Source organism: Chthoniobacterales bacterium (assembly GCA_035274845.1).
GTDB lineage: Bacteria > Verrucomicrobiota > Verrucomicrobiia > Chthoniobacterales > UBA10450 > AV80.
The window spans coordinates 113686-139261 of sequence record DATENU010000011.1 but is presented as its reverse complement, the minus strand read 5'-3'; the positions used below and the strand labels follow the sequence as shown (position 1 = coordinate 139261).

At 58.1% G+C, this 25576-nt stretch carries 21 protein-coding genes; 10 read left to right on the top strand and 11 right to left on the bottom strand.

Going from position 1 to position 25576, the window contains the following annotated elements; translation table 11 throughout:
• Positions 1-102 precede the first annotated feature (102 nt).
• Complete coding sequence (locus VJU77_07200) at positions 103-861, bottom strand: type III pantothenate kinase (GenBank protein HKP03141.1); 759 nt, start codon at positions 859-861, stop codon at positions 103-105.
• Positions 862-1021: 160 nt separating this feature from the next.
• Here VJU77_07200 and hemB point away from each other — a divergent pair, with 160 nt between their 5' ends.
• Together hemB and VJU77_07190 are read left to right on the top strand one after the other, a co-directional pair.
• Positions 1022-1960, top strand: a complete 939-nt coding sequence (gene hemB / locus VJU77_07195) for a porphobilinogen synthase (protein ID HKP03140.1) — start codon at positions 1022-1024, stop codon at positions 1958-1960.
• Positions 1945-2658 carry a hypothetical protein gene (locus tag VJU77_07190; protein ID HKP03139.1) on the top strand — a complete coding sequence of 238 codons (714 nt, stop codon included), beginning with the start codon at positions 1945-1947 and terminating at the stop codon, positions 2656-2658. The genes hemB and VJU77_07190 overlap by 16 nt, the downstream gene beginning before the upstream one ends.
• Here VJU77_07190 and gpmI read toward each other — a convergent pair whose 3' ends face one another.
• Positions 2659-4197, bottom strand: coding sequence for a 2,3-bisphosphoglycerate-independent phosphoglycerate mutase (gpmI, locus tag VJU77_07185; GenBank protein ID HKP03138.1), 1539 nt, complete (start codon positions 4195-4197; stop codon positions 2659-2661).
• Positions 4198-4291: 94 nt separating this feature from the next.
• On the opposite strand from gpmI, the gene VJU77_07180 reads away from it, so the two are divergent.
• Entirely contained in the window at positions 4292-5563 is a 1272-nt protein-coding gene (locus VJU77_07180; GenBank protein ID HKP03137.1) for an alkaline phosphatase, read from the top strand.
• A 111-nt stretch (positions 5564-5674) separates the two neighbouring features.
• Here VJU77_07180 and VJU77_07175 read toward each other — a convergent pair whose 3' ends face one another.
• The 3 genes from VJU77_07175 to VJU77_07165 form a co-directional block, all read right to left on the bottom strand.
• A complete protein-coding gene (locus VJU77_07175; GenBank protein HKP03136.1) occupies positions 5675-6490 on the bottom strand; it encodes a hypothetical protein in 816 nt (271 codons plus the stop codon).
• A 697-nt stretch (positions 6491-7187) separates the two neighbouring features.
• Positions 7188-8924 (bottom strand): tetratricopeptide repeat protein, encoded by a 1737-nt coding sequence (locus tag VJU77_07170; GenBank protein ID HKP03135.1) that lies wholly within the window; start codon positions 8922-8924, stop codon positions 7188-7190.
• Positions 8925-9046: 122 nt separating this feature from the next.
• Positions 9047-12028, bottom strand: coding sequence for a TonB-dependent receptor (locus tag VJU77_07165; GenBank protein HKP03134.1), 2982 nt, complete (start codon positions 12026-12028; stop codon positions 9047-9049).
• A gap of 388 nt (positions 12029-12416) precedes the next feature.
• Between VJU77_07165 and VJU77_07160 the strand changes: the two genes are divergently transcribed.
• The 5 genes from VJU77_07160 (at position 12417) to VJU77_07140 (ending at position 15626) form a co-directional block, all read left to right on the top strand.
• On the top strand, positions 12417-13079 hold the full coding sequence (locus tag VJU77_07160; GenBank protein ID HKP03133.1) for a thioredoxin domain-containing protein: 663 nt from the start codon (positions 12417-12419) through the stop codon (positions 13077-13079).
• A gap of 53 nt (positions 13080-13132) precedes the next feature.
• Positions 13133-13582 (top strand): vitamin K epoxide reductase family protein, encoded by a 450-nt coding sequence (locus VJU77_07155; GenBank protein ID HKP03132.1) that lies wholly within the window; start codon positions 13133-13135, stop codon positions 13580-13582.
• Positions 13583-13628: 46 nt separating this feature from the next.
• Complete coding sequence (locus VJU77_07150; GenBank protein ID HKP03131.1) at positions 13629-14222, top strand: riboflavin synthase; 594 nt, start codon at positions 13629-13631, stop codon at positions 14220-14222.
• Positions 14219-14920, top strand: a complete 702-nt coding sequence (locus tag VJU77_07145; GenBank protein ID HKP03130.1) for a type I 3-dehydroquinate dehydratase — start codon at positions 14219-14221, stop codon at positions 14918-14920. The genes VJU77_07150 and VJU77_07145 overlap by 4 nt, the downstream gene beginning before the upstream one ends.
• 76 nt (positions 14921-14996) lie before the next feature.
• Positions 14997-15626: an LON peptidase substrate-binding domain-containing protein gene (locus VJU77_07140; GenBank protein HKP03129.1), complete on the top strand. Its 630-nt coding sequence runs from the start codon at positions 14997-14999 to the stop codon at positions 15624-15626.
• A gap of 9 nt (positions 15627-15635) precedes the next feature.
• Here VJU77_07140 and VJU77_07135 read toward each other — a convergent pair whose 3' ends face one another.
• Entirely contained in the window at positions 15636-16832 is a 1197-nt protein-coding gene (locus tag VJU77_07135) for a deoxyguanosinetriphosphate triphosphohydrolase (protein ID HKP03128.1), read from the bottom strand.
• A gap of 103 nt (positions 16833-16935) precedes the next feature.
• Between VJU77_07135 and VJU77_07130 the strand changes: the two genes are divergently transcribed.
• The gene (locus tag VJU77_07130; protein HKP03127.1) at positions 16936-18861 is read left to right on the top strand and encodes a tetratricopeptide repeat protein; all 1926 of its coding nucleotides are present in this window, start codon (positions 16936-16938) and stop codon (positions 18859-18861) included.
• A gap of 26 nt (positions 18862-18887) precedes the next feature.
• Positions 18888-21266, top strand: coding sequence for a YfhO family protein (locus VJU77_07125; protein ID HKP03126.1), 2379 nt, complete (start codon positions 18888-18890; stop codon positions 21264-21266).
• Here the strand turns inward: VJU77_07125 and VJU77_07120 are convergent, their stop codons facing one another.
• Genes VJU77_07120 through VJU77_07100 form a run of 5 tightly spaced genes read right to left on the bottom strand, consistent with a single transcriptional unit; the run spans position 21267 to position 25551 of the window.
• Entirely contained in the window at positions 21267-21629 is a 363-nt protein-coding gene (locus VJU77_07120) for a hypothetical protein (protein ID HKP03125.1), read from the bottom strand.
• Positions 21630-21639: 10 nt separating this feature from the next.
• Positions 21640-22983, bottom strand: a complete 1344-nt coding sequence (locus tag VJU77_07115) for a pyruvate dehydrogenase complex dihydrolipoamide acetyltransferase (protein ID HKP03124.1) — start codon at positions 22981-22983, stop codon at positions 21640-21642.
• Between the two features lie 12 nt (positions 22984-22995).
• Positions 22996-23982: a pyruvate dehydrogenase complex E1 component subunit beta gene (locus VJU77_07110; protein ID HKP03123.1), complete on the bottom strand. Its 987-nt coding sequence runs from the start codon at positions 23980-23982 to the stop codon at positions 22996-22998.
• Positions 23979-24956, bottom strand: a complete 978-nt coding sequence (pdhA, locus tag VJU77_07105) for a pyruvate dehydrogenase (acetyl-transferring) E1 component subunit alpha (protein HKP03122.1) — start codon at positions 24954-24956, stop codon at positions 23979-23981. Before pdhA ends, VJU77_07110 begins: the two co-directional genes overlap by 4 nt.
• Before the next feature lie 7 nt (positions 24957-24963).
• Positions 24964-25551, bottom strand: coding sequence for a DUF6580 family putative transport protein (locus VJU77_07100; GenBank protein ID HKP03121.1), 588 nt, complete (start codon positions 25549-25551; stop codon positions 24964-24966).
• Positions 25552-25576 lie beyond the last annotated feature (25 nt).

Here is a 25576-nt window from a genome sequence, read left to right as displayed (position 1 = left end):
GCCGTTTTCTCCGCGAAAATTCGATTTTTTGCCGGTCGCACCCCCAAGGGCCAAAATCGATCCCTTTCCGCCTCCGCGGCCTCCCACGGCCGCTGCTGCGCCTCAGACATTCCGATTCGCGATGATCCGCAACCCTTCCAGCGTCAAGTTCGGGTGGACCGCTTCGATTTCTGGCAATTTTCGCGCGATCAATTGAGCATACCCGCCGGTTGCAACCATTCGCGGCCTTTTCCGCGGAAAATTCTCACAAATGAGGCGATCAAGGATCTCGTGGACCAGGCCCCGATATCCAAAAACGGCGCCGGACATCATGGCGTCCCGGGTTGTTTTCCCGATCGCCCGCGCAGGCTCGCTCAGTTTCAGCCGAGGCAGCAACGCTGTCCGCTGATAAAGAAAATTCGTCATCGCCTCGAGACCGGGGGCAATCACCCCGCCGACATAATTCCCGGCGGCCGAAACGACATCGAAGGTGACGGCCGTACCGAAGTCCACCACGATCGCGGGGTAACCGTACAATTGAGCAACCGCCGCCGCATTCGCGAGACGATCCGCACCAATGGATCGCGGCGCGGGATAATCAATCCCGACGCCAAGATCAAGTTTCGGACTTAGAAAAAGAGTGCGCGCAGAACCGGCCGCCGCGGTGATGACTTTGTTTTTTTGAGGGACAACTGAGGAGACAACGATCGTCGCCACCGTTCGGCCACACAGAATCTGGCGGATGGCTTTCGCGGTGAGCTGGTTTGTCGGATGACGCGCCGGTTTTTCAATCCGATTCCGGGTCGCGAAGGCAATTTTTGCGAAGGAATTGCTGATGTCGACCAGCAGATATTCGGTCTGTCTTTTCCTGGCCGCACGCATTCCTGAAGGGCATTTCATGCCGGAACGACCGGCTCCGTCAAGTCCATCAGACTCGCCCCTCGGGCAGCGCGGAAGCTTGCGACCTCACCGGGCAACGTTTAGCCTCGGGCGCGTGAGAAAAATGGTTCAGCGCCCGCGTCGTTTGCGCCGCAGCGCAGGCGTGCGAAACCTCGTTCGGGAAACGAGGCTTACCCCGCACGATTTCATCCTCCCCCTTTTCATCAGCGAAAAGCTGACGGCGCGAAAGCCGATCGAGAGCATGCCCGGCGTATTCCAATTCGCGCTTGGGGATGTGATCGCGGAAGCTCAACGCGCCCATGACCTGGGATTGCAGGCGGTCTTACTCTTCGGCATCCCGCGCGAAAAAGACGAGCACGCCAGCGGGGCCTATGCTGAGAACGGCGTTATCCAGCAAGCAGTGCGCATCATCAAGGAGCGCTGTCCCGGGCTGGTCGTGATGACGGATGTTTGCCTTTGCGAATACATGAGCCACGGCCATTGCGGCGTGACGCGAATCGACGGCGAGCACTTCCACGTTCTGAATGATGAATCGGTCGAACTGCTCGCTAAAACGGCTGTCTCGCACGCCGCCGCCGGGGCCGATTTTGTCGCGCCGAGCGATATGATGGATGGCCGGATCGGCGCGATCCGGGAGGCGCTGGATGCCAGCGGCTTTCAGGACACGGGAATCATGAGCTACGCGGCGAAATTTGCGTCGGCCTTTTACGGACCGTTTCGCGAGGCCGCGGAGAGCCCGCCGCAGTTCGGCGACCGCCGTACTTACCAAATGGACAGCGCTAATGCGCGCGAGGCTTTGCGGGAAGTCGCGCTCGATATCGACGAAGGCGCGGACATCATCCTGGTGAAACCGGCCCTGCCTTACCTCGATATTCTCTGGCGGGTGCGCGATCGCTTCGCGAAACCGACGGCGGTTTATCATGTAAGTGGAGAGTTCGCGATGGTGAAAGCCGGGGCCGAGAAAGGATGTTTCGAAGAACGTGCGGCGGTGATGGAGATCATGACGTCGCTCAAGCGCGCCGGCGCAGATTTGATCGTGACCTATTGGGCGCGGGAGCTGGCCGAATGGACTCGCCCGTAACCGCGCGCCGTGCTGAAACCGAAGCCCATCTGCGGCTGAAGCGTCTGGCGTTGCTTTGGGCGCAAGCGAATGGCTACTCCGCCTGCGCCGCGGAAGTGAGCCTGCCGCAATGCCGCTATCGGGCTGATGTCGCAGCGTATCGAGCACGGCCGCGTGAACAAACCGTGACCGCCATCTTCGAATGCAAGCAGGCTCTTCCCGACTTACGTCGGGATAATTGCGAAACCGCGAAAACCCGTGAGCGGCTCCGCTCGCTCCGGCACCGGCGGGAGATTCTCGAAAAACATTTGCGGGTCCATTACCCCACCCTGCGCACGGGCGACTCGCTTTTCGCCGAGTACGACTCACACGATTTCGACGCGATCGGCCATCGTGGTTATCGACGCGTCCTGCGGGAGTCCGCCGCGCTCGAGAATCGGCTCTACGGCGGAACCAAGTTCGAGTGCCTGTGCCGTTACCGATGCGCAAATCTGTTTTTTCTCGTTCTGCCTAACGAGTTGTTTCGCGACACGGAGGTGCCAACTGGCTGGGGTGTGCTCGTGGAAACAGGCGGGACGCTCGATTTGGCGCGGAAACCAACCTGGCATGACAACGCCGCCCAGGCCCGGATTCGATTGCTCCAGCGCATTGCCACCGCGGGCACGCGCCAGTTCAATCGCGCTTTCGCTATCACTCGCGAAGAACTCGGCTACGCCTGATCAGCCGTGTTTCGGGACGAGCAGATTGCGGCCGGTCATTTCCTTCGGTTGGGAGAGACCTAGCAGAAAGAGAAGAGTGGGTGCGACGTCGGCCAGAATACCGTCTTCGACCCGAAACTCGGCGGCGTTCTCCGCCACGTAGATGAAATGGACGAGGTTTGTCGTGTGCGCGGTGTTCGGGGAACCGTCCGGGTTCCGCATCAGCTCGCAGTTTCCGTGGTCCGCTGTGATCAGGCAGGCCCCGCCCAGTTTGAGAACCTCCGGCACAATCCGCGAAACGCATTCATCGATCGTTTCCACCGCTTTGACGCCCGCGGCGACGACGCCGGTGTGTCCCACCATATCGGGGTTGGCGAAATTGAGGATGATCAGATCGTAATTGGCCAGACGGCCCAGAACTTCATCCGTCACTCCCAGCGCGCTCATCTCCGGCTGAAGATCGTAGGTCGCCACTTTCGGCGACGGCACGATCTTGCGGTCCTCCCCCGGAAACGCGCGCTCGATTCCGCCATTAAAGAAATAGGTGACGTGCGGATACTTTTCCGTCTCCGCGATTCGCAGCTGGGTCTTCCCGGTCGCGCTCACGACTTCGCCCAGGATCTGCGGCAACTCGTCCGGAGCGAAAACGAAGGGCGATGGGTAAGTGACGTCGTATTGCGTGAGGGTGACGTAATGCACCTGGGGCGAGACTTCCCGGTCGAATCCGTCGAAATCCGGCAGGAGAAAAGCCTGCGAAAGTTGCCGGGCGCGGTCGGCGCGAAAATTAAAAAAGAAAACAGTATCGCCGTCGCGAACGCGTTGCTCGTTCGGCTGGGAAAAAACCAGTGGCGGCAGGAATTCATCCGTTGTCCCGCTTTCGTACTGCCTTCGCACAGCGTCGGCTGGCGAACTCTCGCAAACATCGCCGCGTCCCAGCACGATAGCGTCCCACGCTTTCTTAGTTCGATCCCAGCGGCGATCGCGATCCATCGCAAAATAGCGGCCGACCACAGTCGCTATCTTTGCCCCGCTTTTCGTTAGTCCGGCCCAGCAGGCTTCGAGAAAATCCGCGCCACCAGTGGGAGACGTGTCACGCCCATCCGTGAAAGCATGCACCAAAATATCCGTGACTCCCGCGGCCTGAGCGGCGTCAGCAAGCGCGATCAAATGCCGGTAATGGCTGTGCACGCCGCCGTCAGAAAAGAGTCCGAGGAAGTGGAGCCGATGACCGCGGGCGCGCGAAAAAGCTTCTTGAGCAACGCGGTTGCGCGATAATTCCCCTTCGGCGATCGCCTTGTTGATTCGGGTAAGATCCTGATAAACGATTCTGCCCGTTCCGAGATTAAGGTGGCCCACCTCCGAGTTGCCCATTTGTCCCTCGGGTAACCCAACATCGAGACCGCTGGCGCTGAGCCGGCCTCCAGGGTACTCGCGGTAAAGCCGATCATGGAAAGGTGTTCGTGCCAGCAAGGTGGCGTCGCCATTCTCTTCGCGCTTCTCCCGCCCGCCGGGATTGATACCCCAGCCATCGCGAATCATGAGCAGAATCGGTTTCGCCACGGTGGCGCAGTTTGCCGAGGATCGAGGGCGCGCACAAGCGGTTTCCCGCTCTGCGGGATTGACAACGTGAAGCCCGGACTCCTACATCGGCCTAATGAAGTGGCGGAATCAGTTACTCGCGCTGTTCTGCCTGATCCTGTTCGCGGCGTTTGGAGTGCTCTACTTTCAACATTGGGTCGTTCAAAAACCCTTTGGTATTATTTTGTTTATCGGGGAAGGCCTGGCCCCGGGCCGCCTGGCGGCGACCCGGGTTTATGCCGGCGGTGCGGATAAGCCTCTCGCGCTCGATTCGATGCCTCACCTGGCGTTGATCACAAATTACTCAAACGATTTTGCAGCGCCCGACCGGGCGGCTGCTTCCACGGTCCTCGCGACCGGAGTGAAGGCTAACAATAAGTCGATCGGAACTGATTCACACGGGACCGCAACGAACCTCATTGAGTTAGCACGGCAGGCAGGCCGGGCGACGGGGTTGATCACCGATGGAAGTATCGTCAATCCCACCGCCGCCGCCTTTTACGTGCACGCCTCAAACCAAAGTGGTCCGGCGGACATCGCCCGACAGATGACGGACGGACCAGCGATCGATTTGGTCCTGGGCGGAGGCGCAGGGGATTTTCTGCCGGAAGCAAAGGAGGGCACGAGGAAGGACGGACGCGATCTTCTCTCGGAGATTCGACGCAAAGGCATTGATCTTGTGCGTTCGAAAGCGGAGCTCGAAGCGATCCCGGGCTGGCGGCGCCCAAAGCTCTTTGGCGCCTTTAGCCGGGCGGAACTTGCCTACACAGATCAAATTGAAGCGCGGGGGGAACAACCAAGTCTCGCCGACATGGTTCGGCGCTCCATCGAACTGCTGCAATACAACCGCGCCGGCTACCTTCTGATCGTCGATGCAGCGCTGATGCGAAAAGCGGCGGAACAGAATGATGCGGAACATACCTTGGCCGAGACAGTGGAGTTCGATCGCGCGGTCGCCGTTGCGCGCCGATACGCCGGCGACAAGTCCGCCATCTTTGTTTGCGGCGACGTGGCGATTGGAGGGTTGAGTCTTAATGGGTACCCGTTTCGGAAAGACCGTGGAATCGCCGTCCTCGGCCTTAATTCAGCTGGCGAACCGTGGTTGTCATGGGCGACCGGCCCGAAGGGCCCGAAAGCCTACGGAGCCGCGAAATTAACTGCGACCAATACGACGGAGGCAAATTCCACCTCGGCCGAGATTTCCCAAGAACCCGCGGCGTTTTACGCGCCCTTAGCGCTGGAAACGGTCGACGACGTCATTGCTTTCGGTGCCGGGCCGGGCACCGAGGATTTGCAGGGCTCGAAGGACAACACTGCGATCTTCAACATGATCCGGGATCTCCTCTGACACGGCTGCCGAAACCCGAACCAATAACGGCGGATGTTTACCAAGTCCCCGCGCAAACAAAAAGCCCGTCGATCAGCAGGGCTGATGGACGGGCTTTAGAAAGAATCCTAGCTAGTCGCTGGCAGGCACGATCTGCGGAATAAAGGTGAACGGCGGCGGCGGCGCGAGCGGCGGCGGCGGGCCCTCTTCCGGAGGGGCAGGAGGAGCTACTTCAGGCAGGTCCTTGCTTTCACCAACATCCTTCGAGTCTCCGACGTCTTTGGAGTCGACCGTAGTCTGGGCGCTCGAGAAATTCCGATTTGAAGCCAGGAGATTGCCACGAGTCGGACTGAAAGCGGAAACTTCTGCAACCGTGAAAGCGGTGTCGCTGTGCGCGGCTGGTGACCACCGCACCATCAGGTAGCGACCGGACGTGGCAGGAAAATCCACACTCGCGTTGCCCTGTGTCCCATCATCAATTGCAGACGCGACAGACTTGAGACTCGAGAATGTCTTCTCGTTAAGCTTCAGCGCTCCATCGCTCTCCACTCCAGGCAACGTCGGCAGAACATAAAAATCAATTGCCGTAGCCCGAGGTGAATAAACAGCCGAGAGCTTGCGAACCGTCGCTACTTTTCCAAGATCGATTACTGCGACCGGAGAATTGTCCGTCGGGGAAAAGACAAACGAAGTTGCGGCCTGATCGTCGATCATGTTGTTCGCGTCCTTCAGGTCCGCACCCGAGCTGACATACAGGGCGCGCGCCTGCGTGCGCACATTGTAATTGATCAGGGCGAAGCTGGCCTGCGGACTCAGGCTCGATTTTGTGACCGAGTTAGTCTCGGCGGCAGGCACCTTTTGCAGGACGATGTCCGAAGCAAAAACGGTTGAAGCCGAGAGGAGGATGCAAGTGGCAGAGCGGGTAAAAGCGGAGGCGAGCGTTCTCATAATTTCCATATCCACAAAAACGATAGTAGGACGTTTCCTTCGTCTCGGCAATAAAAATCTTTAGGCCTCTGCCGATATTTTTCGCGGAAGCATCCTACCACGACCATTCTGTCACAACCCCTAGAGAAATGCTCGCTTTTTCTCCTCCTTCTCGGCCTCCCGCCGCCATTGTCGGGCCGAGGCTAATTTACCCTCTTGGATTGCTGCATTCATGGATAAACCTTATCCCCGGAAAAAGGGAACGCTGGGGCCGACCGAGTTGGTTAGAATCGCTGCCGGCCGTGCGACATTTGACGCCTCCGCGCGGCGAATACAGGCCGGCATATGGCCGACTTGATTCACAATCGGCGTAATAACGGGGGTCTCCGTTTCGGAAAATCCCTCACGCAATCTCGCCTGGCCATTTTCACTGCTTTCACATCCCGCCGGCGCCGAAAGACCGACGGACCTTGCCGCGTCGGAACCAGCCGGTTGCTCCACTGGTGCGTAACGCCGCGCCATGAAAAGCGAATCAGCAAAGCAGACGGCGGAAGAGAGGCCAAGAATAGCGGCCGCCACCAGAATGATCCTCCTAAAGGCAAAAGGTCGAAGGCTGACGAGAACCATAGTGATTATGGTTTTTATGAGCACTGCTTGTGCCAAGCCGCGGAGCGCTCAAGCCGCTCTGGGTTGCACGGTTGAAACTGGGCGGTCGGCTTCAATGGCCCGCGAGGGACCGGGCAAAACTCAGGTTTTTCTTTGCCTCTGGGAAATCTGGCTGGATTCGCAGGGCGGCTTCGTAATGCGAGATGGCCGCATCGTATTCGCCCCTGTCACGCAGCAAATCCGCCAACTCTTTATGCGCGATGTGAAGATCGGAATTCAGTGACAGGCTGTGTTCGAAGTGCGAACGCGCTTCTTCGTTTCGTCCCAACAGGACAAGTGTTTGGGCGAGGAATACTTCGCACTTGCCGTTCTTCGGATCGAGTCGAAACGAACGCTCAAAGTGCTCGAGTGCCCGGTCAAAATCTCCGAGAGAATACCAGGCACCTCCCAGATAGTACTCGGCCTCGGAGAACCCGGGTTTCGTCGCAATTGCAAACTCGTACTTTGCAATCGCCTCCCGGACCCGACCCGTCCGGAACAGCGCCTTCCCATAATTCAATTGCGCTTCGGGATCTTGCGGCAGGACCTCCGCCACCTTCGCGCTCCGCTCAACAGGCGGAACGACCCGACCAACCAGTTGCGCAGCGCACAGAGCTCCAAAAGGGAGCACCAGCGCCGCCCAACGCAGGGTGTGGCGGGCCCACGCCGGCCAGAGCCGTGGCGATGCCAGAGCCGCTGCTCCAGCCCCTTCGATTCCCAGCGCGGTCCGCGTTTGCGGCTCGCGGACCTTCCAGATAAATCCGTCGTAATAAAAGTGAAGCAACGCGGAAGCCGTCACGATGCCGATGAGGCCCTGTCGGATCCACTCGATGGTAATGGCGGATTGAGTCAACGCGATCGCCCCGTAAGCCAGAACCAACCCGACATACACACCGATGAGCGACCCGCTTCGCCGGAAGACGAAGCGCATGAACCCACCAATAGTCTTGTCCCGCTCGACCCGGGTCCGGTTATAAATCCAGACGATGGCCAGGTATTGCACATCATGAAAAACCTCGAAGAGTGCGATGCCCACCAGGATATTCTGAACGCCATTGTTGCAGTACCACCAGAAGGCGATGCTGCTCACGAGGAGGGTGATTTTCACCGGGCTGGCGCCTCGAGCGGCGCGCCAGTCACTCCATTGTCGCCACAAGAAGACAGCCGTGACGAGTCCGAGCGCAACCACAATCCCCAACCGCACTGCGGAAATCGCAGCCGAAGCCAATGCTGGTCCACCGCTTTCGTAATACAATTCGAGCAGCGATCGAAAGCGGACCGGGGACAACACAACGGCCGCGGAAAACCAAGCGAAACATAGCGCGAGATCTACACGCGCCCGAGCCGCAGCCTTGGCGGACGCCTTGGCATCGTAGATCCGGCAAAAACCGTAGGTCTGCATCATTCCGTGCCAGATTCCCCACGCCATCGCCACGAGTTGAACGGCCTGAATGTTGTAAAGCGATGACCAAACGCATACGGCGAGAATGGCCAGAGGAGCAACGATGAACCGAACCTTGAAGCGATCAAAAAGGGAACGGTCTCCGTAGGCCCGAATCATACCCGGCAAATGGTGCCCCATCGCGCCAAAGGCGCCGACAAAAAGGAAAATATCCTGAGCGCTCCAACGCGCCTGAGCCGCAGTGAAAATCGGGATCAGAAGGGCCGGCGTCCCGACGAACAAAAGTAAATCCCGCCACCGGTCCAGAATCCAGGGTGACGACTTCGGCGCCGCCGCCGACGGAGCGTGCTTTGCTTCGCTACCTTCCGATCGCGGCATCTTCTCCAGCGTCAATGCGTGCGATGCCATCCCGATTTGATAATTCAAACCGATCGCAAAAACAAGTCCCCGCGTTCGAACTTGCCTGCCGGAAAAGCGAAAGGCGGGTGGCTTTCTGCCACCCGCCTTCGCGTTGATTATTCTACGTTAGTTTAGAACTTCTTCGTCAGGCTCGCGAACCAGAACCGGTTACGGATCGAGTAGAGCGAGGTGTCGTAGTTGTCATTGAACGCGCCGATAACCGATGGCGGGTAGCGATCAAACGCATTGTTCACGCCCACCGTCAGCTTGGTGCCCCAGAGCATCCGCTGCCAGATCGAGGCCGTAGCGGCTTCGGTCTGCATCACGTTCTTGCTGTCCTTCGACTCCTTCACGTAAGGAGCCGGCTCGACTGGCGGCTTCACGAACTCGTAGCTCAGCTGCATGTCGAGGGTAATGTAGCTGTCCACATTCCGCGGCGTGTCGGCGCCGTAGAGGCGGATGTAGTCGGGTCCGAAGAAGCCCGGGTCATCCCGGAAATCGCCGATGTAGTTAACCGTGGAAACGAAGTCGAAATGTCTCCATTCCCATTCGCCGCGGAGGAAGGCCTTGTTCCAAGGAATCGCACCAGGAGCCAGCGGCAATGTGCCGTTGTTATAGTTTCCAAGGAAGCTATTGAACGCTCCTGTGCCCGGTTGCGCCTTCCAAGTGAAGAAGTGGTTCCAGCCACCGGAAAAGGTGAACTTGCCCCAGCGCTCGGTCGGAATTTCATAGACCGCCGTGACATCGATGCCCTGCACGTGCCGCTTACCGGCGTTGCCGACCTGGGAATACACGCACTGCAACGCCCCGCCGGCGTCGCGGACCGCACCAAGGTTGGTGGCCGGATCAATTTGGTCAGTGCAGAACGGAGACCCGTCGGGGAAGGTCTGGACCGGCGACAGGACGTTGCCAGCCAGCAACACCTGGGCGAAGTCATTCCCACCCAGGATGAGATCCGTGGTGAAGAGCTGATACCAGTCCACGGTCATCGTGAAACCAGGCAGGAACTTCGGTGTCCAGACAATGCCGGCTCCATAAGAATCGGTCTTTTCTGCCTGCGTTCCAGGATTTCCGCTTCTCAAGACGCCGCTCGGTGGCTGCAAGGTAACTGGACCACCAGGATTGAACGGATCGAGGAGCTGCGGGAAGTCCTGAGTATTCGGATCGAACAGGTTCGCCGGGCTGGGCGACCGGAATGACTGGCCCCAGGAAGCGCGCAACGTCAGGTCCGCAGTCGGCTGATAGCGCAGCGACACACGAGGCGCTCCACCGAAGTCCTCATCGGGATTAGCGTTGTCGAAGCTACCCGTAACATGGGTGAATTGATCTTCGTCATCGAACTTCTCGTAACGCCAGGCGATCGAGAGATCGAGCGAACGAATCCACGGAACGTTCATGGTCGAGGTCACGATCGGAATCCCAAACTCGAAGAAGACGGAGTCGACTTCCTGCTTGGTCTTGGTATTCGGCGCTTGATTGAAGCCGAGCTGATCATTCGAAGCCTGCACTGGATCGGGGATCGAGTGCTGCTGAATTTCCCGATGTTCGTAACCGAGCGCGAAGTCAATACCACCATTCCACAGGTTCGGGAATAGATGGGCATTGATCTTGGCATCATAGAGGAAGTCACGCTCGAGGAAGAGCGAGTGACCAATGTAGGTGGCCCCGCCCTGCAAATAATCTACACCCGCTATGCTATTGTCGTAGGCAGCGGTCAGGCCGGTCGGCACGCCGTTAACGTAAGTCGGGGCCGTGCCGGTAATCGGCGCGAATTGGCCGATAAACGGATTGAAGGTGCCATTAGCAATCAGCGCTCTCAGAGACGAGCGGCGAGCGTCGCCGCTGTCGATCCGATCTTCCTGGAAGTGTTCGTAAACGAAGCCGCTGTCATAGCCAAAGCGGCTGATGAAGCCGTTATCTTTGATATTAAAGTCGCCGTTAATCCCAGCCACATAGCGCTGATAATCGTGATCGAAGAACGACCGGCGGCCAGAAGGGTTCTTGACTTCCTGCTGGAGACGATATCGGACGGACCCGAGGTTGTTGCCAAACGGGTTGAACACCGAAGCGCGGGCCTCGGTGAGGCCGTTGAGGGTGCTCGTGATAGCGAAGGGAGAGCCGGCGAGACCGTTATCCTGCTTGGTGTGGGAATACATGATGTCCCCATAGAGCTGGAGGCCGTCACCGAAGATTTTGTAGCGGCCAGTCACGTAATACATCGCCTTTTCCACAGCCGGAATGGCCGGAGTGAAGGCGCGGAAATTGAACCGGAACGGATCAGTGCCAGCAGGAACGTCGAACCGCCGATAGCTGCCCGGGGTGACTTGGTTCTCGCTTTGACTGATCAGAGTAAGCTGGCCGGCAATCCCATTCACTGCCGTCGCGATACTCACGCGACCAGCATACGTCGGGCTGTTGTTATTGAGACCGCCCCACTGCATGCCGTCCGGGTTGTTGCTTGTATCACCGCTGCGAGCCACATCGGGACGATCGCGCGAGTAGAGGTTGGCGCGGGAATAATATTCACCGGCGGCCGCGATAGCGACTTTACCATCCAAACCTGTCACACCACCCTTGAGGTAAACCTGGCGAACGTGAGCGTCCGTGTCGGTCGTATTGCCATACAAGGCGAAGAGTTCAGCACCCTCATACGGCTTTTCACCGGGCCCGTTGACGAGGATGAAGTTCACGACACCCGCGACTGCGTCGGAACCGTAAATAGCGCCGGCGCCGTCCTTCAGGACTTCGGTGCGGCTCAAGGAACCGATCGCGATAGCGTTAACGTCGGAAAATTCAAACGCGCGACGACCGTTGATGAGGGTCAGCGTGTTTTCCGGTCCGACAGCGCGCAAATTGACGGCCGCCTGGCCGTTACCGCCGTTCGAATCGTTTTCAGTCAGCGTGTTACCCACGAATGAGGGCAACTGACGCAAACCTTCGACTGGGGTGTTGGCGCCCTGCTTCTTGAGGACTTCCGCCGTGTAAACCGTCACCGGCAAAGCCGATTCAGTTTCCGCGGTTGGGATGTAGGAACCGGTCACAATCACGCGCTCGGTTGTGGCTTCGCTCGCGGGTGCCGGGGCGGGCGCCTGCGCGTAGGCGCTGGCGATCAAAAAAGGAAGCCCAACACCGACTGCGAGAGCCGAGCGAAGGGATCCTAATGGTCGTAGTACGTATCTTATCATTAGTTTCTCCATTGGTTTGGTTAGGTTTGGCGGTGAGGATTAACGACGTTTTGAGGGGCTGACAAGCCTTTTTTTCACTTTTTTTAAAATATTTTGAACGGACGCGGACAGACTGATGTCGGGCGGGGACCCCAGTCAAGCCTCTTTTGTGCCGGTTTTCTGCTTTTTTCGCCAATTTTCGACTCGGGGACTCTTCCCTTGGGCACCCGCCTTTGGCCCCAGGCAAGTCCCAGGCGCCGGCAAGGGGCCGCCAAAGAGATTAAATGACTGGAAAAACGTTAGATCCCGTTCAAGGTAATTTTCCCGTCAGCGAGCCATGAAGCGTTATCTCCCTTTCGTAATAATTGCGGTCGTTTTTTGCATCGCGACCGTGTTCGGCGTCGAGCTTTACCAATCGAAGAATGAAAAGCCGGCCCGGCCGGGAAAAATGGCTTTCGGCAAGCCGGGGGCGGATCCTCCTCACATTCAGGGGCGCCCGAAGGCCCCCGTGGCGCTGGAAGAGTTTGGCGATTTCGAGTGCGAGCCGTGTTCGAAATTCTGGCCCATCTTAAAACAGGCACAGAAGGAATACGGCGATCGCCTGAGCGTCACGTTCCGCGAATTTCCCCTGGTGAAGATTCATCCGCACGCCATGGAGGCGGCACGCGCCGCCGAGGCCGCGGGCCTGCAGGGGCGTTTTTGGGAGATGTATGAGTCGCTCTACGCAGACCGTTTTATCTGGATCGGGGCGGGAGATACCCGCGCGGCGCTGACCCTGTGCGCGTCCCACCTGGATTTGGATTTGGAGAAGTTCAAAAAAGACATGGACAGCGAGGAAGTTTCCAAGCGGATCGCCGCCGACAAAGAACGCGTCGAATCCCTCGAGCTCACGCGAACTCCGGGCGTTTTTGTGAATGGAGATCAGGTGACGGCAGCTCCCATCACAATCGAGATTTTGCGGGCGGCAATCGACGCGGCCCTGGGCGAGAAACCGAAATGATTTCGTAAACCCGGCACCTTCGCCGGGCAAAGTCGACTAACGAATTGTCAATTGTGCGATACCGACGCGCCGAGATTTTCCTTTATAGCTTGGCCGCCATTTTCGCTCTCGGCGGTTTGACCGACGCCATCTATCTCACCGTGGGCCATCTCACCGGACAATTTGCAACCTGCGTCGCCTCCTCCGGGTGCGAGGCGGTGCTCAGGAGTGAGTATGCCGCTATCGGGAAAGTGCCGGTGGCCGCGTTCGGGGCCGCGGCCTACTTCAGTGCTTTCAGCCTGGCGACGTTGGCTGCGTTTGGTCACGATCGTGTCCGGCCCCTGTTTCTTTGCCTGGTCGCGGGAATGCTGGCGGCCACATGTTGGTTTTTGTATGTCCAAGCCTTCCTGCTCCACGCTTTCTGCGATTATTGCCTGCTCTCCGCGACCTTGACGGGACTGCTTTCCGCAATCGGAACCGCCGTTTTTTTCCTCGCGAAAAAGCGGGCCGCGCCGAGTCTATAGCGCAAAGCGTTCTTTCGTTCGCACCGCGGCATCGCGATTCCAGAATATGTTCACGGGTTTGATTGAAAACGTCGGCACCGTCGTCGCGATGGAGAAAAATCGCACCGGGGCGAAGTTGGCTATCGCGGCGGCCGGGCTCCCCGAAAAAGCCCATCTTGGCGAGAGCATTGCCGTCAATGGCTGCTGCCTGACCGTCTCTCGGCGTGGCGACGATCAGCTCGTCTTCGATTTGCTGGAAGAAACACTTCAGCGCACAAACTTGGGAGCTCTACACAAGGGGGATCGCGTGAATCTCGAACGCGCGCTCCTCGCGGAGGGCCGCCTCGGCGGCCATTTTGTGCAAGGCCACGTCGATTGCAGCTCTGGGATTATCAGCCTGGAAGAGACTGGCACAGACTGGCGTCTCGAAGTGGAATTGCCCGTCGAGTTTGCCAAATACGTCGTCGAAAAAGGTTCCATCGCCGTGAACGGAATCAGCCTCACCGTCGCGGACGTTTCGCCGAAGAGTTTCGTGGCCTGGATCATTCCTCATACGAAGGCGCATACGAACCTCGCCGTCGCGCGCGCTCATGACCTGGTAAACCTGGAGTTCGATCTGCTCGCGAAATATGTTGAGCGAATGGTAGTTCGCCCGGCATGACCAAGCCCGCGGCCCGACGAATTGTTGGCGTCATTTCTTCCCGAGCCGATCTGCGACGGGCCCTCAGCATGCGAACTCCGCCGGATCTGTTTGAGTTACGTCTCGACGGGCTCATTCGAATTATCGATACGGTTCACGCGACCATCGAGCAGCTGCCATCGCCACTGATCATTACGGCGCGGGACCCGGCCGAAGGCGGCGCGAATAATCTCTCTTCAAAGCAGCGGCGAGCGCTGCTGCTCGAGTTTCTTCCTCACGCCGCTTATGTGGACGTTGAATTACGAGCAGCTCCCTTCTTTCGTGAGGTTTTGCGAACCGCTCACACCCGAAAAATTCAGTCGATCATTTCCTTTCACGATTTGCGGGGAACGCCGAGTGCCATGCGGCTCGACCACCTCGCTTCGGCCGCCAGGTCGTTAGGCGCCGCCATCCTAAAATTTGCCACCCGCACCGACACAACTTCGCAAATGCATCGGCTCCTCGATTTTTTTGATCGGCAAGGAGACCCGACCAAAATCGTCGCGATGGGAATCGGGAAACTCGGCCCGGCCTGTCGGCGCGAACTTTTTCGTCGGGGCTGCGTGCTCAATTACGCGCCGATTGGCCGCCGCCAGGTGGCGGGCCAATTGACGATCGCGCAAATCCGAAAACTCGAACGACGTCTAACAAGTTCCAGGCCCGCCGCTCCTCCCAATTAGTGGCAGGTCGGACTCGCCCGGTTTTGCGGACCGCGCTGGAAGCGTATCTTCCCGGTGAAGCCCTTCCCTTATAGCCATGGCCGAATCAATTCAATTCCCGGACGAAGTGCCGGTGATGCCGCTGCCGGGAGCGCTCCTTTTTCCCCATGCTCTCCTGCCTTTGCACATTTTTGAGCCCCGTTACCGGGCGATGCTCGAGCATGCTTTGCGCGAGCAGCGGATGTTTTCCGTGGCGCTGATCCGGTCGCAACGCAGCCAATGGAAATCGACCGATGACTTTTTTCACGTCGCCGGAGTTGGCCTGATCCGGGCCTGCGTTGGACGGAACGACGGAACCTCTGACCTGATCCTGCAAGGATTGCGGCGAGTGCGTTTCACCGGGTTCCAGCAAAGCGCGCCCTTCCCGATCGCTCGGATCGAGCCGCTCGAATCGGACGCGACTACCTCGGTAGAAACGGACGCGCTTGGAGCTAAAGTGCTCGAACTTTATTCCAAGCTAAAGGACACCGGGCGTCAGCTTCCTCAAAAAGTGGACCAATACCTTTCCCACCTCGGAGACACTGAGATGCTCGCGGACCTGATGGCAGCGACCTTTATTAATGATCCGTTGCGCCGCCAGCAGGTGCTCGAAGAACTTTCCCTGAATCAACGCCTGCGGCTTGTCATCCAATATCTTCGCGAAGAGACCGGCACCGCAGCAGCGTGAGGAAGCTCGTTACCCGGTTTGCCCTTCGCCGCCTCCCCTGAGCCGCGCATGCTCTTCTAATAAGTACCGGTCGGTCATTCCCGCGATGTAATCGCAAATGGTCCGATGCAGTCCCTCGGTTTCGATTCGCTTGCTGGCGGCCTCTCCCAGGAGATTTGGCGTCCGGACATACGCCTCGAAAACAGCCCGCAACATCTCGCAGGCGCGACGGTTCACCTCCGCCACTCGCGGATGGTAATAAACATTCTTGTATAGAAAGCGGCGTAGTTCACGGTTCGCTTCGAATAGCGCCTCGCTGTAAGAGATCAGGGGAATGGGCTGCTTCCGCACTTCCTCCGCGCTGTTCACGCCGGACTGCGCGAGAGTTTCCGCGCTCGTCGTAATCACATCGCGGACCTGGACGTCTATAATGTCTCGAATGATCAGTTTGTGGAGCTCCGGCTCCCGCACCTCGGGATGCCGGGCCACAACGGACTCGTGGCTGCGGCGCCAGACTGCGCTCTCTTCGAGCTGGGCCGAACTTAGGATTTCGAAATCCACCGCGTCATCCAGATCGTGACTGTAGTAAGTAATTTCATCGGCCAGATTTGCGATCTGGGCTTCGAGGGACGGGCATCGATATTTGTCTTCGCTGGCGACAGGTGGATCGTAAAATGCCTGGTGTTTTTGCAGGCCCTCACGGACTTCGAACGTCAGATTCAATCCCGGAAAACCCGGGTAAGCGGCTTCCAGCAATTCGACAACTCGCTGGCTTTGCCGGTTGTGATCGAAGCCGCCGTGTTCGCGCATGCATTCGGCGAGCATCTCCTCGCCGGAATGGCCGAAAGGCGAGTGTCCAAGATCGTGGGCCAGAGCAATTGCCTCGGCCAGGTCCTCGTTTAAGGACAACGCCCGCGCGATCGTGCGGCTGATCGAAGCCACTTCGATGGAGTGGGTGAGCCTCGTTCTTAGATGATCGCCGGTGCCGTTCAGGAACACCTGCGTTTTGTATTCCAATCGCCGGAAGGCGCGCGCATGGATGATCCGCGCACGGTCGCGCTGAAATTCCGTGCGATAGGCGTGGCGCGGCTCGGGATATTTCCGGCCGCGGGAATCACCCGACTTTTGAGCGAACGGCGCGAGGACGCGGTTTTCGTCCGCCTCCATTTGTTCCCGTCTTTTCCAGCTCTCCGGCCGATCCGCGCCGGCTGGCAAATCGTTCGTCACGGCAAAGAATATTCGTTGGTGGAAGCGGTTTGCGAGTCCGGAATTGGGCGTTTTGGCTAGCGATTCCCGGTCGTCTCTTTATTCTCTCCGCGCCCCGAGACCAATGAGCCGCAGATCCAAACCCGCCGCTGTGCAAAAGAACGAAATTGTCTCCAGGAATCGCTGGGTAATTTTCGGCGTTTGCGCGGTCATTGTTGCAATTACGTGGCTCGTCTTTGGCCAGACCCTTGGTTTCCAATTCATCAATCTCGATGACAACGCCTACGTATTTAAGAACGCGCAGGTCGCCCGCGGTCTGACGATCGAAGGAATCGGGTGGGCCTTTACGCATATCCATTCGGCAAACTGGCATCCATTGACGTGGATTTCCCACATGTTGGACTGTCAATTGTACGGCCTAAACCCGCGCGGGCATCATTTCACCAATGTCCTGCTTCACACCGGCACCGCGATTCTCCTCTTCCTGGTCCTGCGCCAGATGACAGGCGCGCTGTGGCGCAGCGCTTTTGTGGCGGTTGTTTTTGCCATTCATCCGTTGCGGGTGGAATCGGTCGCCTGGGTGGCGGAACGAAAGGATGTCCTGAGCGGACTATTCTTCGTGCTGACTATTGGCGCCTACGTCCGATACGTGCGGGCTCCGTCATCGCTGGCCCGTTATGGCCTTGTCGTGCTGTTTTTCAGCCTCGGTTTGATGTGCAAGCCCATGCTCATCACGTTGCCTTTCGTTCTCCTGTTACTCGATTATTGGCCACTCAATCGGATAGCCGCCGTCGGCGATCAAGGGAACCAAAAATCTCCAACCGCGCGTCGATTCATCGGCGAGAAGCTGCCGCTCTTGGCGTTGGGAGTAGCCTCGAGTCTCGCGACGCTCTTCGCTCAAAAAATCGCCCTTCAGCCCCTGTCGCACCTCTCTCTCTCTCAGCGCACAGGAAACGCGATCATTTCGTATGGGGTTTACCTGCGCCAGATGCTTTGGCCCAGGGACCTGGCGCCATTCTACCCGTTAAACCCTCAGGACATTATTGATTCGCGAGTTGCCTTCTCGCTGGTCATCTTAATCCTGATCTCTACCGCCATCTTCATCTGGGGCCGCCGCTATCGATATCTCATAACCGGATGGCTTTGGTATTTGATCATGCTCATTCCGGTGATCGGTATTATCCAGGTGGGAAATCAATCCCGGGCGGATCGTTACACATACCTTCCCCAGATCGGCCTTGCTCTGCTGATCACCTGGATGGCGGTGGATATCTCGGCGCGCTGGCGTCCCCAATCTTTGGTGTTGGGCATTCTTTCCGCGGGGGTCGTTTCCTTCCTCGCCTTCTCTGCGCATGTTCAGGCTTCGTATTGGCGAAACAGCGAAACGCTTTGGACGCACACCCTGGCGTGCACGACCGGCAACGCGACAGCCGAAGAGAATCTCGGTCAGGCCGTTTACGATCAAGGGCGGGTAAACGAAGCCCTCTCTCATTTTCAGAAGGCCCTTCAAATCAACCCCAAACAACCTTTCGTCCATTCATTGCTGGGGGTCGCGTTTTTGGAAACCGGCCGCGTGGAGGAATCATTGGCTAGCCTCAGGACCGCGCTCGAAATCAATCCGAACGACGGCGACGCGCATTACAACCTCGGCAACACTTTTCTTCAAATGGGCCGGGCAGAACAGGCGATCGCCGAATACAGTCGAGCCTTGGAAATCAACACTGATGACATCGAAGCCCGCAATAACCTGGCCTGGGTGCTTGCGACTTGCCCCGATGCTCTCCTTCGAAATGGCATGAAGGCGATCGAGATCGCCGAGCGAGCCAATGCATTGACCCGGAGCCAGAGTCCGGTGATCAGCGCGACGCTCGCCGCCGCCTACGCGGAGGCGGGACGTTTCGACGACGCCATCAAGACCGCCCAACGCGCCCTGGAGTTAGCCTCGCAGGAAGGGCAAAACGCGCGCGCCGAGGCAATCCGGGGGCAAATCCAATTCTACCAATCGGGCCTTGCCTTTCGCGACAGCCGTTACACGCCCATCGCTCCTTAACGGGCCGCCAGAAGAACAGTCAAAGAATGATCAGTGATTCAATACAACGACATCGTTGGACATGGTTAACGGCTCTCGCCCTGGTCCTCGTTGGGGCGTTTATCTTTCGCCAATTCCTGTTCGGCGACGCAGTCCTGCTTTACACGGACATTGGTAGCGACTCGGTCAATGACTACTACCCGAGCTTCGTTCATCTTTCGGACTACATTCGGGCTGAGGGCGTCCCTTCGTGGTCCTTCTCGGTCGGAATGGGTCAGGACCTCGCCTATGCGGCCGGTTACTTGGTCTGGCAGCCCGTGAGCTGGCTCTCCAGAGCGTTGATCGCCCCCGCCCTTGTCTATCAACATCTGGCCAAGGTTCTCCTCGCCGGTTTGCTTTTTCTTCGTTTTCTCCAGCTTCGCCAGCTCCAGGGACCGGCCCCATTTCTCGGCGCCTTCCTCCTCTCTTTCTCGGCTTACATGTGCACCGGGAGCTGCTGGTATCCTTTTGCTGACGAAGTCGTTTGTTTCGCCGCGATCCTGCTAGGGGCCGAGGAAGCTCTCCAACGCGGCCGCTGGATTATCCTCGCGGCGGCGGTGGCATTGGTCGGAATGATCACCCCGTTCCATCTCTATTTGTGCGCTTTGTTCGTGGCCATATACGTTCCGGCCAGAGCCTGGGGGCAGTCCGATTGGCGGCTTGGGCAAGTCGCCCGCGTTTGTCTTCCCCTGTCGGCTATCGCCCTCCTCGGAGTGGCCCTCGGAGCGATCATTACTCTCCCGGTGCTCGACGCTATTTTCCATAGTCCCCGCGGATCCGGGACCACCTCATCGCTGGCCACTCTTAGTTCGTCACCACTCTTTCGCCTCGAATCCGCGGCCCATTACATAAGCGCTCTCACCCGCCTGTTTTCCAATGATCTCATCGGAACGGGCGATGATTTTCGGGGGTGGCAAAATTACTTGGAAGCACCGTTGACCTACTGCGGATTGATTTGCCTGGTCCTCTTTCCGCAGATATTTCCGGGAGCTGGTCGACGTCAGCGCATCGTCTATCTGTTCTACTTCCTGGGGATGGTTCTGCCGGTGATATTCCCCTGGTTTAGATATCTGTTTTGGCTCTTCCAAGGCGATTACTACCGAGCCCATTCGTTATTTTCGGTTCTTGGAATGATAACCCTGGGGATGATGGTTCTTTCGCGTTACAGCAAGGGTCAACCATTGAAGCTCTGGCTCCTTGCCCCGACGATTGCTGGAGAGATCGCACTCCTTTATTGGCCTCTGGAAGATTTGCAGGTTCGCATCGATCAGACTCTTAAACTGGAGGTCACAGTTTTCCTGCTTCTCTACGGTGCCTTACTCACGATTGGTCAGCTCATTCGCAGGCAAGGGTTCACGGCCTGGGCCATTGCGGGCGTCGCAATCGTGGAGCTATGCCGATTTGATCAGATCACGGTATCGAATCGCAAGACCGTCAGCAAACAGGACCTGACCCAGCGCGTCGACTACAACGATTTCACGCTCGACGCCGTCCGGGATATAAAGGCGGAAGATCCCGGCTTCTTTCGCCTAACAAAGCTGCGGCCATCCGGGCCGAGTGCACGCTGGGCCAGTTTGAACGACGCCGAAGTGTTTGGATACTACGGCACTTCCTCCTATAGCTCATTTAACAGCGTCAACTACACCGACTTTCTAACGGCGGTGGATGCGATAACACCTCGCTCGGAAGCTGAAACGCGATGGTCGATCGGGCTGCTGAATGATCCGATGCTTTCTCTCTTCGCGGGCGAGAAATATGCCCTGGTAGAAGATCCCGCGCCCTTCCAAAGGGCCGTTCAATATGAACTCGTTAGGCGCTATGACCGGGATTATTTGTTTCGCAACGCCCGATTCGTTCCTTTCGGGCTAACCTTTCATCGGTATATCTCACCGGACGCTTTCCTCCGGTTTCGATCCCAGGAAAAACCGGAGGTGCTCCTGCGGGTGGCAGTTCTTTCCGACAACTCCGAAGCAGACAAACTCGGCCTTGTCCCCGCAAACCTTTCCGATTTGGAGGATGAGATCAGGAATTCGGTCCTGAAAGATCTTGTTCTTGAACGCCGGAGAACGGGCCTGGAAATGACCAATTTCCGTCAAACGCACTTCGCGGGAACGGTGCAACTCGAACAAAAGAGCGTTCTCGTTCTGCAAACACCTTTCGCTCCTGGATGGCACGCGTCACAGGACGGCAAACCGGTCCCGGTCTTTAAGGTCGACATGGGATTGCTCGGTGTGGCGTTGGATGCAGGCTCGCACAAGGTCGAACTGAGTTACCGCAACGCCTGCCTTATCGCCGGCGCGGCCATCACTCTCGCGTCACTTCTGCTTATGGCCGTGGCGGCGTGGAAATGGCCGCGACTGAGTCTGCCGTCCGGGGACGGATTCTGATCACCTGTCGCTGTCTCCGTTCGACGGCGCTGAGATGCTTCCCTTGGAAAGATTCTCCTGGAAAGCTTTTCGCGCGGCACGAGCTTGCGCCCGCAAGAGGAGCAGATCAAAAAGCGCCAGTAACAAAACCAGCACCGTCTCCCACGCGCAGGCGAGCCAGAACAAGATGAAGCGCCAGGGATGTTCGTGCGGATCCAGCCACGGACGCAAAACCGTTAGACCCGCGACCAGCAAGAGGAGGGCGACGACCAGCGAGATCGCCATGGTTTTTCGGCGTGAGCGCTGATCGCGCAGCAATCCCTTCGTGGCGTGAACCGTAAACGGGACCATCCAGAAACTCCTTTTCGGCGGCGGAGTTTCCATGGCCTGACCGCTAAACCAGAAGGAGGGCGGGATTTTCGAGCAGTTGGCGCAGCGCCCTCAGGTATTCCGCGCCCAGAGCGCCATCAATCACGCGATGGTCGCAGCTCATTCCAATAGCCATCCGCTGCCCAGCGACGATCTGGTCGCAGTTGTCGATCACCGGTTTTTTCACGATTCCCCCGATCGACAAAATGAACCCCTGCGGCGGATTGATGATGGCCAGGAAGTGATCGATGCCGTAGCTGCCGAGATTGGAGACGGTAAAACTTCCGCCCTGAAATTCCTCCGGTTTCATCCGCTTGTTCCGCGCCCGATGCGCGAGATCTTTAACGGCTTCGCTGATCTCCCGGAGCGACCGGCCCTGGGCCGCGCGAATTACCGGCGTTACCAAGCCATCCTCGATTGCAACGGCAATCGCAAGATTGACGTCGTTGTATTCCACAATCGCGTCGCCATCGAAGGACGCGTTCGCTTTCGGCACCTTGACCGCGGCTTCGACCGACGCTTTGAGAACAAAATCGTTCACTGTGATCCTGGCAGAATCGGATCCTTCCCCAGCCGATTTCAATTCGGCCCGTGCGGCCATGAGCGGGCCGGCGTCAATCTCGATATTCAAATAGAAATGCGGCACCGGCGCTTTGCTGGCGACGAGACGCTCTGCGATTACCTTGCGCATGCCGGTGAGGCTAATCCGGGACCCTTCCCCGGCTGGAATTCGCGGGGCCGCAGCCGCCGGCGCCGCACCTCTGGATTTCCCGGCCGCCCGGACATCGCTTTCGGTGACTCGTCCTTCCGGACCCGTTCCCTTGACCGTGGAAAGATCGATTCCCTTTTCAGCGGCAACCCGGCGGGCCATCGGTGAAGCTTTCACACGCGCTTCGCCCGTGCTTTCCGTCTTCTTGTTCGCAGCCGATTCTGAGGCTGGCGCAGCCTTGGCGGACTCGGCAGGTTTCTTTGCACTCTCCTGGGGCGGCGCCGTTTCTTTTTCTTTCTTCTCGGCCGGCGCCGGCTTTTCCGTTTCGGCTTGCTCCTTCTTTTCCGAGGCCGGCTTTTTTTCTTCTTTCGACTCAGGTTCCGCCTTCTTCCCATCGGGCTCCTGCTTCGCTGGAGCTGCTTCCCCTTCGGCGCCGATGAACGCTATTTTCACGCCGACATCGACCTTGCCGCCCTCCTCAACATAGATTTCCGTCAGAGTGCCGTCTTCCGGCGACTCCCATTCCATGGTTGCCTTGTCGGTCTCGATTTCGGCGATGACGTCGCCCGCCGAAACTTTGTCGCCCTTCTTTTTCTTCCAGGAGACAAGCGTGCCTTCCGTCATCGTGTCACTGAGCTTGGGCATTTGGATCTCTGGCATGGCGGCGGGTCGTTAGGTGTAACAAACTTTCTTCACGGCGGCGATCAACTTATCGGCGCTGGGCAGCACCGCTTGCTCGAGGCGCTCATTGTAAGGCATCGGCACATCTTCCTGCGCGACACGCAGAACCGGCGCATCCAGCTCGTCAAATATCTCCTTCTGGACTCGGTAGGAAATCTCGGCGCCAATTCCACAGAACGGCCGATCCTGCTCCACAATCACCACCCGGTGCGTTTTTGAAACCGACTTGAGAATCGCGTCCTGATCGAGCGGCTTGATGGAACGCAAATCGAGCACTTCAGCGCTGATCTCTTCTTCCTCTTCGAGTCTTTCCGCAGCGGCCAGCGCCAGCGGAACAGTCTGCGCATAACAAACAATCGTAACGTCACTGCCGGTCCGCTTCACTTCGGCTTCTCCCAATGGAATCAGCAGCTCAAAATCCTCTTCTTCGACCATTCCCTTCGAGCTGTAGAGAAGCTCTACCTCGAGGACCAGGACCGGGTTATTGTCGCGAATCGCCGTCTTCAGCAGGCCTTTCGCGTCGCGCGGCGTGGCCGGCGTGCAGATCTTCAATCCTGGAAAGTTGGCATAAAGACATTCGGTGGCATGGGAATGCGTCGCGCCCAGTTGATGGGCGGGACCGTTAGGCCCGCGGAACGTGATCGGGATGTTGAACTGACCACCCGACATGGTGAGCATGTTCGGCGCATTGTTCACCACCTGATCGAACGCGACCAGGGAGAAACTGAAAGTCATGAACTCAATGATCGGCCGCAGCCCCACCATCGCCGCGCCCACCCCCAGTCCGGCAAAACCGTTCTCACTGATCGGCGTGTCGATGATGCGTTTCGGACCGAACCGCTCGAGCAAACCCTGGCTCACCTTGTAGGCGCCGTTGTACTCCGCGACCTCCTCGCCCATCAGGAAAACATTCGGGTCGCGCTCCAATTCCTCGGCAAGCGCTTCGTTGACCGCCTGGCGATAGGTGATCTCTCTCACGCTCCGCCTCCGTTCACGTAGGTGTAATCGTAAAGTTTTTCCAGCGGCGGCTCGGGACTCTCTTCGGCAAATTTTACGCTCGCGAGGGCAATCTCTTTCGCCTCTTTGTCCAGCCGATCAAACTGCTCGTGGGTCAGCTTCTCCTCGCGGGTGAGCTGGGCCCGCAACCGCGTGATCGGATCGTCGAGCCGATATTTTTCCAGCTGCTCCTTGGTGCGATAGCTCGCCGGGTCGGACATGGAATGACCGCGGTAACGGTAAGTGCGGACTTCGGCGAAAGCCGGATGCGGCTCGGCTCTAATCGAACCAATGATTTCGGAAAGCTTGTCGCGCACCTCACGGAAGTTCATTCCATCAATCACGGTTCCGGGAATGTTGTAGCCCTCCGCGCGCTCGACGATTTCCTTGAGCGAGGTCGAGCGCTCGACGCTCGTTCCCATCGCGAACAAATTGTTCTCGCAGACGAAAATGACCCGAAGTTTGTAGAGGGCCGCGAGGTTAAGGGCTTCGTGAAATGAGCCCTGATTGATGGCGCCGTCGCCAAAAAAACAAAGCGTGACCCGATCTTCGTCGCGATACTTCGACGCGAAAGCCATGCCCGTGGCGAGAGGCACATGGGCCGCCACGATCGCATGCCCGCCGTACATGTGATGCTCGCGATCGAAATAATGCATCGATCCACCGAGCCCACGCGAGCAACCGGTCGCCTTCCCGAAAAGCTCAGCCATGCAGGCGTTGGCGCTGGTGCCGCGGGCCAGCGCGTGCGCGTGATCGCGATAGGCCGTTATCAAATAATCATCCGGACGCGTCGCCGCAACGGCGCCACAAACCACGGCTTCCTGGCCAATGTAGAGATGGCAAAAACCGCCGATTTTCTGCGCTTGATATTGCTGACTCGCCCGCTCCTCGAAACGCCGAATCAACAGCATCAGCGAGAGCATTTCGACTTCGTCGCGTTGCTCCGGCTGCGACATGGCCGGATCAAACGGGGCGAGGCAAGGCCGCAGCGGGGCGCGCCCGTTGCGGGTCCCGCCCAACATTCATGCAGAAAACGAAAAGTAAGGTGAAGAAGAGATCGCTCAGGAGCGAGCTGCGGAAAAACATCCAGGTGGGCGTGGCGCTGTAAGCCGGTAACCCGACGGTGAGGGCCTGGATCAATCCGGAAAAGTTTTTCACGTATCCCGGATCGAAGAGCCAGGAGACCGTGTTTGTGACGACATAGAAGATGAACGAGGCCGCGATCGACGCCGGCAAAAGCGTCTTGAGCGAAGCGCGATTCTGCAAAAGCAAACCAAGCCCGCCCACCAACGCGAAGCCGAGATAATGCGAGGCCACAAACGGGCTCAAGAGCGGAGCGCCGTACTTCATGTTTAGAACCACATCCGAGATGAGAAGCGCGATCATCGGCACCGTGAATTTGTATTTGGCCGGGAAATAAGCCGCGGCGCAAAGTGCGATCGCGGCCAGCGGCGCAAAGTTCGACAGCCAGGTGGAACCGGAAATAATGGCGAGGCCCATTACGATTCGATAAAGGACCGCAGCCAGAATAAGAAAAAGAGCGGGAATCATCGGCGTGATCTTAACCGCCCAGAAG

What these genes read in the sequence shown, in the direction of transcription:
- VJU77_07115 (HKP03124.1), bottom strand. Translation starts at nt 22,983, where the DNA reads ATGCCAGAGATCCAAATGCCCAAGCTCAGTGACACGATGACGGAAGGC.
- VJU77_07130 (HKP03127.1), top strand. Translation starts at nt 16,936, where the DNA reads ATGAGCCGCAGATCCAAACCCGCCGCTGTGCAAAAGAACGAAATTGTC.
- VJU77_07160 (HKP03133.1), top strand. Translation starts at nt 12,417, where the DNA reads ATGAAGCGTTATCTCCCTTTCGTAATAATTGCGGTCGTTTTTTGCATC.
- VJU77_07190 (HKP03139.1), top strand. Translation starts at nt 1,945, where the DNA reads ATGGACTCGCCCGTAACCGCGCGCCGTGCTGAAACCGAAGCCCATCTG.
- VJU77_07140 (HKP03129.1), top strand. Translation starts at nt 14,997, where the DNA reads ATGGCCGAATCAATTCAATTCCCGGACGAAGTGCCGGTGATGCCGCTG.
- VJU77_07175 (HKP03136.1), bottom strand. Translation starts at nt 6,490, where the DNA reads ATGAGAACGCTCGCCTCCGCTTTTACCCGCTCTGCCACTTGCATCCTC.
- VJU77_07150 (HKP03131.1), top strand. Translation starts at nt 13,629, where the DNA reads ATGTTCACGGGTTTGATTGAAAACGTCGGCACCGTCGTCGCGATGGAG.
- pdhA (HKP03122.1), bottom strand. Translation starts at nt 24,956, where the DNA reads ATGTCGCAGCCGGAGCAACGCGACGAAGTCGAAATGCTCTCGCTGATG.
- VJU77_07180 (HKP03137.1), top strand. Translation starts at nt 4,292, where the DNA reads ATGAAGTGGCGGAATCAGTTACTCGCGCTGTTCTGCCTGATCCTGTTC.
- VJU77_07200 (HKP03141.1), bottom strand. Translation starts at nt 861, where the DNA reads ATGCGTGCGGCCAGGAAAAGACAGACCGAATATCTGCTGGTCGACATC.
- VJU77_07170 (HKP03135.1), bottom strand. Translation starts at nt 8,924, where the DNA reads ATGGCATCGCACGCATTGACGCTGGAGAAGATGCCGCGATCGGAAGGT.
- VJU77_07145 (HKP03130.1), top strand. Translation starts at nt 14,219, where the DNA reads ATGACCAAGCCCGCGGCCCGACGAATTGTTGGCGTCATTTCTTCCCGA.
- VJU77_07120 (HKP03125.1), bottom strand. Translation starts at nt 21,629, where the DNA reads ATGGAAACTCCGCCGCCGAAAAGGAGTTTCTGGATGGTCCCGTTTACG.
- VJU77_07100 (HKP03121.1), bottom strand. Translation starts at nt 25,551, where the DNA reads ATGATTCCCGCTCTTTTTCTTATTCTGGCTGCGGTCCTTTATCGAATC.
- VJU77_07125 (HKP03126.1), top strand. Translation starts at nt 18,888, where the DNA reads ATGATCAGTGATTCAATACAACGACATCGTTGGACATGGTTAACGGCT.